The sequence below is a fragment of the Croceicoccus ponticola genome (assembly GCF_004004515.1).
Lineage (GTDB): Bacteria > Pseudomonadota > Alphaproteobacteria > Sphingomonadales > Sphingomonadaceae > Croceicoccus > Croceicoccus ponticola.
Genome location: NZ_RXOL01000009.1, coordinates 43,100 through 56,909, shown reverse-complemented (window position 1 = coordinate 56,909; position 13,810 = coordinate 43,100). Strand labels below are relative to the sequence as shown.

Below are 13,810 nucleotides of genomic sequence, written 5' to 3'. Positions count from 1 at the left end.
CCTAGCGCAGCCGATAGGCATTTCCGTCCCGGTCGATGCAGCCGGCGCTGGGCGTCGGCCAGTGAGTGCCGATCATGATCGCGTCGGTGCCAGCGATGGCGGAAAAGCGTTCTTCACGAGTCAGGGCCGACAGGGCCGGATCGTAATCGGACGTGATCGACCATTCGGGATGGGCGAGTTGGCAGGGGTGATGGATGAAGTCACCGGTGATCAGGGCGGCTTGGCCATTGGACGTGACCTCCACACTGACGTGACCCGCCGTGTGGCCGGGCGTGGGCACCAGTCGGACACCTTCGCACACGACGTAATCGCACGGCACGAAATCGACCAGCCCGGCCGCGATCACTGGCAACACCGAATCAGCGACGACCGCCCGGTCCACGTCGCGCATCACGTCTCCGCCGGTATCGCGGACCAGTTCCTGCATGACGGCGTATTCTTGCTCCGCAATCAGGTAACGAGCATTGGGGAAGGTCGGTATCCACCTGCCATCGCGCAGCACCGTGTTCCAGCCGACATGATCGAGGTGGAGGTGGGTGCAGAGCACGAAATCGAAGCTTTCCGGGGGAAAGCCCGCCGCATTCAACTGGTCCAGGAAGCGGTAGCTCTGCTGGTGCCAGATGGGAAAGGCGCTGCGGTCCTTGTCGTTACCGACGCATGTGTCGACGATGATCCGTTTGCCGTGCGCTTCGATCACCAGCGCGTGTATGCTGAATTTTAGCACGCCTTCGGGCGTTACGTATTCGTGGCCGAGCCATTCGATCGCACGCAGGGCGTCCGGGGTCGCGAAGGGCAGGAAAGCGTCCAGCCCGCCATCGAACGTCGATTCGACGATCCGGGTGATGACGATATGGCCGATATGCCATTGCAGCAACTTATCGTCAGTGCCGTGATCGAGTACCTCAGTCATGGCGATCGTCCAAGTAGGCGTCGACTGTCTGTTCGAGGTAGCGCACCCGCACTTCCTGGTAGTTGAGCAGCGTCTGTGCGCCTTTCTCGCTGGCGTAGAACCCTTCCTGCTGCGCGCGTACGTTGTCGGTGTCCTGATCGAACACGTGAGCAAGGGTCTTGTCGAAGCCGGGAACCATCGCGAAGCTGTCCTCCTCGCGGAGACGGAAGGGCTCGGCCGGTTCGGGGCGAGGGCCTTCGTCGGGTATCTGCCGCAGCATGACCAGTTCGAACAGCGTCCTGTCGGGATCGTTGCCGATGGGGCGGAAGCGGTAGGCAACCGGCAGGGTCAGCTGGGGGTAAAGGATCATGTTGGGAAACAGGCCGTACTGCGCGACGTCGATCACCTCGGTGTCGGTAAAGCGGGACAGGTCCGTCTTGTAGGCTTCGCCAAGGGCGCTGCGCAGCGTTCGCGCCATCACGATCCGGGCCGTCTCGTCTTGGCCGGTTTCGCTTTGCCCGATCAGCTTGTCGCGGTCGCCGACGAGCATGGATTCCAGCAATTCGCGTTCGCTCAGGGGCTTGTCGAGATGCGGGCTCGATACGCCGAAGGCATTGAGAAAGCGGGAAACGTGTTTGCCCAGAATGTCGTACTGGGTTGGCTCGTCATATGCGGCGGCGAGCAGTTCTGGGTGCGTGGTCTGAGTATGATAATTCTCGATGAAGGCTTCTTTCGCGGCCTTCCAGTTGCAGAAAAGCTCCTTTTCGATATGGAGTTCTATGAAGCGGCGTTCCATCGCGAAATTCGCGAAATGTTCGGGCAGCGGATCAATATATTCCTCTAACGGCGGCGCCTTGCCGTCGGGGTTGATGAAGACGAAACCGCCCCACAAACCGACGCGGGCCTCCGGCAGATGGAAGTCCCGGTCCCTGATGTGCGGCGCATCCCACGCGCATGGCACCCGGACGAGTTCCCCCTCAAGGCTCCAGGTCCAGCCGTGGAACGGGCAGGACAGTTCGTTGGCCGACCCGTCGCGGTGGCCGCTGCGCAGCTTGGTCCCGCGGTGAAGGCACGAATTGACGTAGGCGCGCACGTTACCTTCGTTATCGCGCAGGACGATGTACGACTTGCGGCCGATTTCGTAGACGTAATAGTCTCCTGGCTCACGAATCTGTTCCTCACGGCACGCCCATTGCCATACCCTCGGCCATAGATCCCTGAATTCGCGATCCATGAATTCGCGGCTGGTGTAGCGGTCGAAATCGATGTCCTTATCACCCAGAAAGCGCGGCGCTTCCAGTTCGAAAACTGGGGGAACCGGGCCGCCGTCGCGATGAAGAATGTCCTGCGTCGTCGGATTGTCGGGTTTGCGAAAAGCCTTGTCCGTCAAGTTCCGGGGCATTCATCTCTCCATCGATCATGCTTCATCAGCTGTTTGTTTGACAGTCCTTGTTTGAGGTTTATACAACAAGCGCAAAATAAAAGGAAGGATCGAGCGATGCGACTGGAAGGCAAAAGGGCTCTGGTGATCGGCGCGGCCGAAACTGGCAACATGGGACAGGCGATCGCGCGCCGGTTGAAGTCGGAGGGATGCGACGTGACCGTGTCCAGCCGCCGCATCGAACTGCTGCAGGAATTCGCGCGGGAACTGGGTGGACATGCCGTCGCTTGCGACCTGACCGACCGCGACAGCGTGTTCGCGCTGGCTGAGGAGGCTTCTTCGCGGATGGGTGGCATCGATATCGCGATCAATTCGACCGGGGTTGCGGTGGGCGGGCCTTTCGTCGATTTCGCAGAGGCCGATCTCGACAAGCTGATTGACCTTCAGTTCAAAGGATCGTTCTTTTTTCTGCAGGCGATGGTCAAGGCCATGCAGGCCAGCGGCGGGTCCATAATCCAGATCTCATCCGCGGTTGCGCAGCCAGGAACCACGGTTGATGGCGGCTACGAGGCCTATATGGGCACCAAGGCCGGAATCGACCAAGTCGTGCGTGCCGTCGCCAACCAGTTCGGCAAGCTGGGTATCCGGGTCAATTCGATTGCGGCCGGTCACACCGATACCCCGATGCATCACGAGAATTTCGGGGGCAGCGACATCCCCGACTGGATGAAAGCCTGCTTCGCCGACTGCTATCCGCTGGGCCGCTACGGCACCAGTGACGATATCGCAGAAGGATGCGTCTGGCTGGGCCAGGACAATTGCTTCATGACCGGACAGGTGCTCCAGCTCAATGGCGGCCTGACACTGCGCCGCAATCCGCTGATGCAGGACCTCGAACGCTACCAGCGCGAATACGAAAACGGCTGATGCCGGCAGCGCGGCCGGTCAATGTGCCGGCGGCGGATCATAGAGAATGGCGGGCGAAGCCTCGTTGACGTCCGTGAGGCCGACGAGGCCGGTGGTGATGTGCAATTGCGTGCGGATTACCTCCAGCGCCTTGGACACGCCCGCCTGCCCCGCCGCGCCCAGGCCATAGAGGTGCGCGCGTCCGATCAGGCAACCACGCGCTCCGAGCGCCATGGCTTTCAGCACGTCCTGACCCGACCGGATGCCGCCGTCCATAAGCACCTCGCTCCGGCCCCCGACGGCCGCGGCGACCGCGGGAAGCATTTCGATCGTGGCGCTGCATTCGTCGAGTTGGTTGCCGCCGTGGTTCGAAACGACGACGGCATCGGCGCCGAGGCCGACCGCGCGCTCGGCATCTTCTGGCTCGTTGATGCCCTTCAGGACCAGCTTGCCGGGCCAAAGGTCGCGAAGCCATGCGACGTCGTCCCAGCTTGTGGAGGCGTCAAGCTGTCCGACGATCTCGACGATGTCCCATGGCCTTTGCCGATGAGCATCGAAATTCCGGAACCGAATCGGACGCCCGAACAGCGTCGCGATGGCCCAGCGAGGTCGCGATGCATATTCGATCAGCGCCCGCGACAGGATGCGCGGCGGCATCGACCAAGCCGGGTTGTTCGTCAGCCGGTCGTGTTGGGAATAATACGGCCATGTCGTGGTGAGCACAAGCGCGGGGCAACCGGCATCGTGCGCACGCCTTGCCATGGCGGCGACCAGATTCCGGTCGCGCATCATGCACATCTGGAAGAACGGGGGCGGGGCGACAGCGCAAACGTCCTCAATCGAGCTGAGCGCCATCATCCCGAGCGTATAGGGTATGCCCGCATCGACCGCGGCCTTCGCCGCCAATATCTCGCCGCGTGCACCACCTGCCAGAATGCCGCTAATGCCGGTGGGTGCGATGGCCAGGGGCATGGCGCAGTCCTGGCCCAACAAGGTTGTACCGATCGAGACATTGCTGACGTCGCGCAAGGTGCGCTGCCGGAACCGGATCTTCGCCAGTTGCGCCAGATTTTCGTTCCGAGTGATTTCGCGAAAGGCTGCCCCATCTACAAAATCGAAAAGGTGTCGCGGCAATGACTTCTGCGCCAGAGATCGCAGGTTTTCGACATTGGCCACGGTGCGTAGATTGGCCATGCGGTGTTTCATCCTCTTACGCTGCCAGACCAGTTTCGTTCCGATCATGCAAATTTATAGGTTTGCGGGTCTTGCGGGGGCAAGTTAATTTTTATACAACCGATGCACAATAAAAGTTCGGGACAGGATGTTATGGCTTCGAAGATACTGGAAGGCAGAGTTGCCCTTGTTACTGGTGCGGGTCGGGGAATCGGTCGTGCGATGGCCTTGGCCTATGGCGCGGAGGGCGCCAAGGTTGCGGTAGTCTCGCGCACGCCGACGACGGTCGAGGCGGTGGCCAAGGAAATCCGCGACGCTGGTGGCGAGGCGATCGGTGTGGCCTGCGACGTGGGGCAGCGCGATCAGGTCTTTGCCGCGGTGGACAAGACCGTCGAAGCATTCGGCGCGCTACACATCGTCGTGAACAACGCGCAAGGTTTCGGGACCGAGGCCAGCCCGCAACCCTCTACCGTATTCAGTCCGTGCGAGGATACCAACGAGGACGAGTGGGAATACACTTTCCGCACAGGCGCGACCGCATCGCTTTGGTTCATGAAGGCGGCCTTTCAACATATGAAGAACGCGGGCTACGGCCGGGTGATCAACTTCGCATCCTCGTCAGGCCAGGTCGGGTTTGAAGGCAACACCTGCTACAACGCGACTAAGGAAGCGATCAGGGGCCTTTCGCGGACGGCAGCTCGGGAATGGGGCCAGTACGGGATTACGGTAAACATCATTAACCCGGCACTGGAGACGCGCGCATTCGATGCGTGGAAGACGGCGCGGCCTGAATTTGTGGAAGAGCTCAAGCAGAAGATTCCCGTTCGCCGCCTGGGCGATCCCGAGCGCGATGCCGGCCCTCTGGCCGTGTTCATTGCCAGCGACGGCGCAAGCTACATCACCGGACAGACTTTCATGCTCGAGGGGGGCATGCACACCTTCCCGTGAGAGATCCGTGGCGCACCGCAGGCACGGGGCACTTTTGCGGAACCTTGAAGCGGCGTGCTTCGCCTCGCCAAGACAAATATTCAGGAGATGATGATGGGACAGCTGGACGGTAAATCTGCGCTTGTAACGGGCGGGGGAAGCGGCATCGGTCAGGCCGTTGCGATCGCATTCGCCAAAGAAGGCGCAAAAGTAATGATCTGCGGCCGCCGCGAGGATTCGGGTGACGAGACACTCAGGCAGGTCGAAGCGGAAGGCGGCACATGCCGCTTCTTCCAGTGCGACGTGTCAAAAGCCGATCAGGTCGAGGCTCTGGTGGCCGAAACCGTCAAGCAGTTCGGTGGCCTCGATGTCGCGTTCAACAACGCAGGCGTCTTTTATGGAATGGGCCTGCTTGCGGACCTGACCGAGGAGGATTGCGTCCAGAGCTTCGATACCAACGTGCGCTCGACCTTCCTGTGCCTGAAGTACGAGATCCAGCAGATGCTCAAGCAAGGCAAGGGCGGCTCGATCATCAACAACGCATCGGCGCAGAGCCATCTCGCTCTCGGCTATTCGGCCCACTACACTGCGGCAAAGCACGCCATCCTCGGATACACCCGCGCCGCAGCCGTCGATTATGCGAAGGATGCCATTCGCGTGAACGCGATCTCGCCCGGCATCACGCTGACGCCGATGATGGCGGGCTTCGATCCCGAAGCGCCGGAAAATGCCGTCCTCATGTCGCGCATGCCGGCTGGCCGCGTCGCTACGCCCGGCGAGATCGCCGGAACGGTCGTCTTCATGGCCTCTGACGCGTCGCCCTATATGCACGGGGCATCGATCGCAATCGACGGCGGCTGGACCGCACATTAAGCATTAAGAAGGATAGAGGAATGGCCAAGCGATACAGGTTCGTCGCACTCGTCAATGCCGCACCGGGCAGGGACGAAGAATTCAACGAGTGGCACACCAGCACGCATATGAAGGAAGTGCTGGAGCACGCGGGGTTCGCCTTTTCGGAACGGATGAAGCTGGTGCCCGGCACCACGGGTGAAGGGGAGGCTTATGGCTACCTTGTCACGATGGAAGTCGAGACGGACGATCCGATGGCGGTAATGGCCAAAATGGGCGCGGCCGTGGAAGCGGGCAAGATCGGTGTTTCCGATTGTCTTGCTCCGCCGATCTGGGCGGGTCTGTACGAGGAGATCGAAGGGGCGCGAAAGACGCGCGTTTGATCGTGGCGAACGGCGGCGGAAAAATGGTTGGCGCCGCGGAACGGAGAGCAAGATGACCGACGACGTGAAAACAGACGCGAAACCGGGCGAGGCACGTTGCCCCGGCATCAGCGTCCAGGACATTCTTGCCGACGACAGCCGTTCCGTTCCCGACTTTCTTACCGAGCAGAGCTACGAATTCCTTGGCGACGAGGACATTCCGGTCGAGCGTTACATCTCGCAGGAATTCTTCGAGCGTGAAATCCGCGACATGTGGCCGCGGGTTTGGCAATGGGCCTGCCGCGAGGAACATATCCCCGAAGACGGCGACTACATCGTTTACGATGTCGGCCCCTATTCCGTGCTGATCGTGCGAACAGGGGATGGCGGGATCAAGGCCTATCGCAACGCCTGCATGCACCGTGGCACGATGCTCAAGCCTCCCGCTAGCGAAGGCAGTGCTGATATCATCCGTTGCCCGTATCATGGCTGGCAGTGGAACCTTGACGGCCAGCTTGAAACGCTGCCCTGCCAATGGGACTTCCCCCACGTCGACAAGGCGGCCTACGCCCTGAAGCCGGTGCGGTGCGAAGTCTGGGGCGGGTTCGTGTTCGTTAATCTCGACGAAAATGCGGAACCGTTGCTGGATTATCTCTCCCCGCTGCCGGAGCATGTTTCGAGCGACGTGTTCACCAACCGTTATGTTGCGATGCACGTGCAGAAAGAGCTCAACTGCAACTGGAAGATCGCGTCAGAAGCCTTTCTCGAGGCCTATCATGTCATGGAAACCCACCCGCAACTGATGCGGACCAATGGCGACGCGAACACCCAGTACGATTTCTATGGCGACAACATCAACCGCCTGATCAACGTGGCCGGGTCGCCCAGCGCCTTCCTCAAGGAGGAGCTGACCGAACAGGAGATCCTTGACAGTTTCCTGATGGGCGACAGCGGCGATGTCGGCGAGAAGCTGACCGTCCCCAACGGGAGCTCGGCGCGCAAGGTCATGGCCCAGTTCTTCCGCGACATGTCCCGGCAGAAAGGCATGCGCAATCTCGACCAAATCTCGGACTCCGAGATTGTCGATTCGATCGCCTATTTCGCCTTTCCCAATCAACAATTCTTTACCGGCGTGGCATTCCCGATCGTTTATCGCTTCCGTCCGCTCGGGATGAGCAAGGACAAGTCAATTTTCGACCTCGTCATTCTCAAGCAAAGGCCGACGGACGGCAGCAAGTGGGAAACGGCCGAGCCCTATCGCCTGAAATCCGAGGAATCCTATACCACCGTTCCGGGCATCGATCCTTACATCGGCAACGTCTACGACCAGGATACCGGCAACATGGAAGCGGCGCAGCTTGGCTGTGCAACGCTGGGCCGCGACGGCGTGACGCTTGCCAATTACCAGGAAATCCGGATCCGCCACATGCACCGGACGCTCATGAAATATCTCGACAAGCCAGCCACCAGGAACTGACGATGACGAACATTCTAATTACTGGCGCCGCGCGCGGACTGGGCTTTGAGCTGGCCCGGCAGTTCGCCGAGCAAGGCGAGCGCGTCTATGCAACTTGTCGCAACCCGCAGGCTGCCGAGGCGCTGCGCAATGTCGCAGAGGCCAGCGAAGGCCGCCTGACGGTGCACCGCATGGACGTGGGCGACATGGCATCGGTCAAAGCCTGCGCCGAGGAGTTGAAGGACGTCGACATCGACATCCTGATCAACAATGCAGGTGTATGGGGCGGGCTTGATACGCAGACGTTCCAGAACATGGATTATGACAACTGGGCGCGCGAGTTGAATATCATGCTGATGGGGCCGTTCAGGGTGATGCAGAATTTCTTGCCCCATGTCCGGCGGGGCCACGACAAGAAGATCGTGTCGATCACCAGCCAGACCGCAGCCCATGCCTATGATCACCTGATCGGTTATTCCTATGCCACCGCCAAGGCCGGGCTCAACCGGGCGATGACCGCGCTGGCGCAGGAAATGCAGGACGAGGACCTGATCTTCACCTTGCTGCATCCCGGCTGGATCAAGACCGACATGGCGGGCGACGTGGCCGATCTGGAGCCGGCCGATGCCGCGCGCGACAACATTGTCGCGATCCGCAACCTGACCAAGGAAGACAGTGGCAAGTTCCGGAAATGGGATGGTGGAATCCATCCCTGGTGACAGCCGATTGAAGCGGTTGGTCAATTGACCTTCTGTTCTGCAGCAATCCTGACTAAGGGGCCTGAGTCGCATTAACGGGGACGAGTGGGTTCGAACGATGCCTTTGATTGTCGATCATGATAAACGGCGCGCGATCATCGCCGATATCGTCAAGGAAATGATCGCTGAAACGGGCATCGATTCGGTGACCGTGCGCGCGGTCGCACGCAAGGCGGGATACAGTTCGACCATCCTCTCGCACTACTTTCGCGACAAGCAGCACTTGCTCTTGTCGGCCTTTGGCTCGGTGCTGAGCGAAACACCGGTTCGGGTCCAGACCGTGATGGAAGCGGGCGGCGACCTGCTCGAATGTATTACGGCGCTGCTTCCCATTACGGAATCTAACCTTCGCGACTGGCAGGCTTGGTTCGGATTTTGGGGGAAAGTGACGCATGACCCGGCTCTTGCCGAAGAGCGGTTGATCGGCATCGAAGAAACCAACAAGACGCTTATGATGATCCTTGGCTATGCAATCGAACGCGGCGAATTGCCGAAGGACATCGACAAGGCGTTTCACGCCAATGCCATCCAGATCTTCCTGAACGGCATATCGGCGATGGTGACCACCCAGCCCGAAGCCTGGCCGAAAGTCGAGCAGCAGCGCTACCTGCGAAACCATATCCGCGCCATGAAGCTGCAAGGCAACGGCGCCGCGTGAAGACCGGTGAACGGCGCTGATTTTATATTGTGCAACTGCTGAATCATAGCTAGCCTGTCCTCGCATTAGCAAGTGAACACGCGGATTTGCACGTCGCCGCAGCAGCGGCTTCGTCTGATCATCGCGACCTGCGGATCATCGCAGGGCCTGGGGGATGAGACCAGAATGACGACCAGCAGACAGCTTTTTCAATGCGCCTACTTTGTCTCCAGTATCGACGACGCGGCGCGCAAGTGGTCCCAGGCATTCGGTGCCGGCCCGTTCTTCATGATCCGCCACCATGAATGCGATGAATTCACTTATCGCGGCACCGACGAGGAAGCCGACGTTTCCTACGCCTTCGGTTACCTGGGCGACATGATGATCCAGTTCATCGAGCAGCATGACGACAAGAATTCGATCTATCGCGAAATGTATGCGCCGGGCGAAGAAGGCTATCATCACATCGCCTATCTCGTCTCCGACTTCGATGCCGAACGCCGGCACTGGCTCGACATGGGCTACGATCTCGCGACGGAGCTTTACGCCGACGAAGTGAATGCGGCCTATTTCGATACGCGAAGCCTCAACGGAGGCTTCACCGAGATCCATGGCGATCCAATGCACATCATGGGCATGTTCGGCCTTTGGAAGCGGGCGCACGAAGCGTGGAAGCCGGGCGATCCATGGAAGATCGAGGCCGAAGGCATCACCGACTATAGCCGGGCCGCGCTGCTGCCCAAGTGACTATCGCATGACCGAATAGGAACAAGCGCGTGACCGGAAACCGGCACGCATCCTAGGGAGAGGATTTGCATGAAGCTGCTCGAACCGTTGCGACTTGGCCCGATCGAGCTGAAGAACCGCGTCGTCATTACCGCGCATGCGGCCTATACCGACTTCTTCCGGCCGGATTGCGATGGCGAACGATACATGGCCTATCTGGAACGGCGCGCGAGAGGCGGCGCCGGCCTGATGATGACCACTGCCATGCACGTTCACGAAGCTAGCCAGATGCTCAATCACTGGGTCTTCGATGCCGCGACGATGGCTCCCAAGTTTCGCCAGCTGAGCGACCGCGTGCATCGCCACGGCGGCAGGATTCTGGCGCAGGTTTTCCACTTCGGAGTCATGGGCAAGGCCGAGACTCACGAGGATTTCAAGCCGATCTGGGGATTTTCGCCGCTGGAGAGCGCCGACGGCGAAGCCTGTCACGTAATGACTGACGCCGAGATCGAGGAAGTGCTCGATGCCTTCGTCGCCGCGTCGGTCTGTGCGGTCGAGAACGGCATGGACGGGATCGAACTGCACGGAACGCACGGTTATCTTCTGCAGCAATCGTGGACGCCGTTTTCCAACTATCGCACCGACAAATGGGGCCAGCGAACCTATTTTGCGCATGAGCTTTCACGCCGGGTCCGCGAGGCGATCGGACCCGAAAAGGTGATGGGCATTCGCATTTCGCTCGACGATTTTCGCGGCCGTGAACGGGGTGGGCTCGAATTCGACGACATCTGCGACATCGTTGACGAACTGACCGCGACGGGCCGCTTCGACTACGTGAACACGTCGGAAGGCAGCGGCAATTTCGACTATGCCCAGGTCATAACGAACTATCGGCACAAGTTCGGCAAGACGCTGCCCGCGGTCCATGCGCTGCGCCAACGTATAGGGGCGCGTATCCCCGTCATCGGGGTCAACAAGATTCCGACGGTCGACCTCGCTGAACAGGCGCTTGTCGATGGCGATTGTGATCTTGTCGGCATGACCCGCGCGCAGATCGCCGACCCCGACCTTGTCTACAAGCTGGAACACGGCGAGGCGCCGCGTATCCGCACTTGTACCGGAGCGAACCAGGGCTGCATAGATCGGGTGAGCATGTATCCAATCACCTGCATCCAGAACCCGGAAGTGGGCGAGGAAAACCGCTTCCGGAAGCTGGACGCCGAACCGGTGAAACCCAAGCGGGTGCTCGTCATCGGCGGCGGCCCAGCGGGAATGAAGGCGGCCGAGGTTGCGGCAAGGCGCGGGCATCAGGTGACGCTGGCGGAATCCGGTCATCGGCTTGGCGGACGGCTCAATTTGGTCGAAACTCTTGGTAGCGCCTCGAACCTTCTCGCCATGACCTCATGGCTCGAACAGGAACTCGAGCTTTTACAGGTGCGGGTCATACTGCAGACCACTGTCGATGAGGCGTTGATCGAAGAATTGAAGCCCGATGCGATCGTCTTGGCAAGCGGTGCAAGGGCCAAGTCGCATCTGGAATTCGCAACCGACGATTCCGTGCCGGTGCTCGAAATCGACGCGGCGGTGCAGGGCGAAATTGAAGGGCAGACCTTCGAGATGCGGGGCACCAATGCCGTCATCGTCGACCGACGGGGGACATATGAGACCGGGCTATGCGTCGAAGCGCTCGTCCGACGGGGTGCATCGGTAACTGTGGTCACGCCATTTCTTCATTTCGGGGCGAACTTGGGCTTCACCCACCTTGCCGATTACTTGCGGCTGCTTCCCGAATGGGGCGTCAAGGTGATGGCGCAGAGCCAGGCGCGGTCGATCCACGACGGAACCCTGCTGGTATTTGACGGGACAACCGGGAAGGAGGTGGCGCTGCCCTGCGACTTCATTGTCGCCGGAGTACCCGCCCAGCCCGTGACCGACCTAGTGGAAGCGTGCGAACGCCATGCGCCCACCAAGTTGGTGGGCGACGCCTATGTGCCCCGTTCGGCCCTAGAAGCGATCCGCGAAGGTGACAGGATCGGACGTACGCTCTGACGTTTCGCCGATCGAAGCGTTCAGGGTCCGGCTTTACGGGGTTGATTGGCCTACCACCTCTTCGATGGGCCATGGCGCTCGGGAACTTCCGCCCATGGAGAACCGGTGCGGAAGCGCCAGAGTATGCCGTTCAGCACTCGACTATCATCGACCCGAGGAACGCCGCGCGGCTTGTTCGGCAGAAGCGGCGCAATAATCGACCATTCCCCATCCATCAGTTCATATCGCAGCCGCACCATCCCTCTCTCCATCGTCACGGAAAGCCTGAATCACGGAGCCTCGCTAACCTCAAGGTCGTTTACGAGTTTACCGCCTAGCCAGCCATTCGAGAAGCTGGTGCAAAGGCTGGGTGCTTCGGGCAGTATCGTCGAGATGGAAGAGCCGACGCAAAAGTCCGCTTACCAGTCATTCCCGCATTGTCGACGACCTTACACGTGGAAGATATGCTTCAACCCTAGTCATCTGAAACTGAAGTAAGTATCATTGTATATGCTCTTGTCAGAAAGGCAGGAGCGTTCATGATGGTGGGTAGGCAGGCGGATTTGGTCGTGTTGAGCGGTGAGGATCGGACTTTTCTCGAAGCTCAGGTCCGCCGGCACAAAGCGCCGCGTTCGCTGTCGGATCGGTGCCGGATGGTTCTGCTCTGTGCAGAAGGATTGCAGAGCAAGGAAGTTGCCGAACGCCTCGGTGTGCATGAACATACGGTCGGCAAATGGCGTCGGCGGTTCGTGCAGGATGGCATCGAGGGGCTGACCGACGAATATCGTGCGGGCCGACCGCGAACAGTATCCGATGCGCAGGTGGTTCAGGTGATCGAGCGCACGCTGAACACCACTCCGACGGATGCCACCCATTGGTCGATCCGCTCCATGGCGACCGAGGCAGGGCTGTCGCACACCACCATCCGCCGGATCTGGGCGGCATTTGGTCTGCAACCGCACCGGTCACAGACATTCAAGCTATCCACCGATCCGCTGTTCGTCGACAAGGTTCATCGGAGTATCGGCAGGCAGGTTGGAGAGATAGCATTTGCGCTCGCCGGTAGAACGGTGTTCGCCGACCAGCCAGACCTCCTCGCCGGGCGGGTGCTGTGCCCCCATGTCACCGATGCGCTGGGGCGGACCATCGGCGACACGCACGCGAACGGCGGCAAAGCGGGCGACAAGCGGCCCCTTCGTGCCGCGCCTCCAACTGACCTTGCGCCACGTTGCCGTCGCCAGCATCGCCTTGGCGGATATCGACCCGTGTGCGTAGACCTTCTGCCTGAACGGTATGCCAACGGCCCAGGTAAGACCGCATTCGCTCAGACCCTGCCGGAATGGCGCGGACATGCCATAGCCTGCGTCGGCCAAGACACAGCCAAAGCGGACACCTGCCTGTCGGCTTCCGCCAGCAGCGCCGCCTCAAGCGGCTCTTCGCCCAACACGCCGCGCGCGATAAAATGATGCAACCGGTCGTAGTTGACATCGCTGTCGCGCGCAGCCATCGGCTGTATGCTTTTGCGATCTCCTGGGCCGATCAGTCCCGCGATATGTGCCGGACACATCCGTGAGCGCGTCTTGTGCTTCAACGCCGCAACAAACGGTGCCAGCCATTCATCCAGTTCGCCACGCCAATCCGTATCCATCGCCAGCCTCCCAAAAAGCTGGCTCCCTATGAATCATCGGAATCCTTGCTGAGGAATTCCAAAAGCG

At 60.3% G+C, this 13,810-nt stretch carries 12 protein-coding genes and 3 pseudogenes; 10 read left to right on the top strand and 5 right to left on the bottom strand.

Annotation, left to right across the window (positions count from 1 at the left end):
• Window position 1: 1 nt before the first annotated feature.
• Both EKN06_RS14245 and EKN06_RS14240 read right to left on the bottom strand, forming a co-directional pair.
• Window positions 2-910, bottom strand: a complete 909-nt coding sequence (locus EKN06_RS14245; protein ID WP_205693917.1) for an MBL fold metallo-hydrolase — start codon at window positions 908-910, stop codon at window positions 2-4.
• Window positions 903-2,291 (bottom strand): aromatic ring-hydroxylating oxygenase subunit alpha, encoded by a 1,389-nt coding sequence (locus EKN06_RS14240; protein ID WP_127613577.1) that lies wholly within the window; start codon window positions 2,289-2,291, stop codon window positions 903-905. Before EKN06_RS14240 ends, EKN06_RS14245 begins: the two co-directional genes overlap by 8 nt.
• A 96-nt stretch (window positions 2,292-2,387) precedes the next feature.
• Here EKN06_RS14240 and EKN06_RS14235 point away from each other — a divergent pair, with 96 nt between their 5' ends.
• Window positions 2,388-3,197 (top strand): SDR family NAD(P)-dependent oxidoreductase, encoded by an 810-nt coding sequence (locus EKN06_RS14235; RefSeq protein WP_127613576.1) that lies wholly within the window; start codon window positions 2,388-2,390, stop codon window positions 3,195-3,197.
• Window positions 3,198-3,215: 18 nt separating this feature from the next.
• On the opposite strand, the gene EKN06_RS14230 is transcribed toward EKN06_RS14235, so the two are convergent.
• On the bottom strand, window positions 3,216-4,418 hold the full coding sequence (locus EKN06_RS14230) for an alpha-hydroxy acid oxidase (RefSeq protein ID WP_127613575.1): 1,203 nt from the start codon (window positions 4,416-4,418) through the stop codon (window positions 3,216-3,218).
• 54 nt (window positions 4,419-4,472) lie between these two features.
• Here EKN06_RS14230 and EKN06_RS14225 point away from each other — a divergent pair, with 54 nt between their 5' ends.
• The 8 genes from EKN06_RS14225 to EKN06_RS14190 all read left to right on the top strand — a co-directional run bounded on the left by EKN06_RS14225 (window position 4,473) and on the right by EKN06_RS14190 (window position 12,116).
• On the top strand, window positions 4,473-5,297 hold the full coding sequence (locus EKN06_RS14225; protein WP_338068109.1) for an SDR family NAD(P)-dependent oxidoreductase: 825 nt from the start codon (window positions 4,473-4,475) through the stop codon (window positions 5,295-5,297).
• A gap of 90 nt (window positions 5,298-5,387) precedes the next feature.
• Window positions 5,388-6,149: an SDR family NAD(P)-dependent oxidoreductase gene (locus tag EKN06_RS14220; RefSeq protein ID WP_164844091.1), complete on the top strand. Its 762-nt coding sequence runs from the start codon at window positions 5,388-5,390 to the stop codon at window positions 6,147-6,149.
• Window positions 6,150-6,169: 20 nt separating this feature from the next.
• Window positions 6,170-6,511 (top strand): hypothetical protein, encoded by a 342-nt coding sequence (locus EKN06_RS14215; protein ID WP_127613572.1) that lies wholly within the window; start codon window positions 6,170-6,172, stop codon window positions 6,509-6,511.
• A gap of 52 nt (window positions 6,512-6,563) precedes the next feature.
• Complete coding sequence (locus EKN06_RS14210; RefSeq protein ID WP_127613571.1) at window positions 6,564-7,967, top strand: aromatic ring-hydroxylating oxygenase subunit alpha; 1,404 nt, start codon at window positions 6,564-6,566, stop codon at window positions 7,965-7,967.
• Between the two features lie 2 nt (window positions 7,968-7,969).
• On the top strand, window positions 7,970-8,665 hold the full coding sequence (locus EKN06_RS14205; RefSeq protein ID WP_127613570.1) for an SDR family oxidoreductase: 696 nt from the start codon (window positions 7,970-7,972) through the stop codon (window positions 8,663-8,665).
• Between the two features lie 97 nt (window positions 8,666-8,762).
• Window positions 8,763-9,362, top strand: a complete 600-nt coding sequence (locus EKN06_RS14200) for a TetR/AcrR family transcriptional regulator (RefSeq protein WP_127613569.1) — start codon at window positions 8,763-8,765, stop codon at window positions 9,360-9,362.
• A 165-nt stretch (window positions 9,363-9,527) separates the two neighbouring features.
• Entirely contained in the window at window positions 9,528-10,088 is a 561-nt protein-coding gene (locus EKN06_RS14195; RefSeq protein WP_127613568.1) for a VOC family protein, read from the top strand.
• A gap of 69 nt (window positions 10,089-10,157) precedes the next feature.
• A complete protein-coding gene (locus EKN06_RS14190) occupies window positions 10,158-12,116 on the top strand; it encodes an oxidoreductase (protein WP_127613567.1) in 1,959 nt (652 codons plus the stop codon).
• A 65-nt stretch (window positions 12,117-12,181) separates the two neighbouring features.
• On the opposite strand, the pseudogene EKN06_RS14185 reads toward EKN06_RS14190, so the two are convergent.
• A pseudogene (locus tag EKN06_RS14185) lies at window positions 12,182-12,355 on the bottom strand (transposase); the annotation flags it as partial.
• A 282-nt stretch (window positions 12,356-12,637) separates the two neighbouring features.
• On the opposite strand from EKN06_RS14185, the pseudogene EKN06_RS14180 reads away from it, so the two are divergent.
• Window positions 12,638-13,123, top strand: a pseudogene (locus tag EKN06_RS14180) (IS630 family transposase); the annotation flags it as partial.
• Here EKN06_RS14180 and EKN06_RS16025 read toward each other — a convergent pair.
• A pseudogene (locus EKN06_RS16025) lies at window positions 13,109-13,743 on the bottom strand (transposase); the annotation flags it as partial. The pseudogenes EKN06_RS14180 and EKN06_RS16025 sit on opposite strands and share 15 nt — an antisense overlap.
• Window positions 13,744-13,810 lie beyond the last annotated feature (67 nt).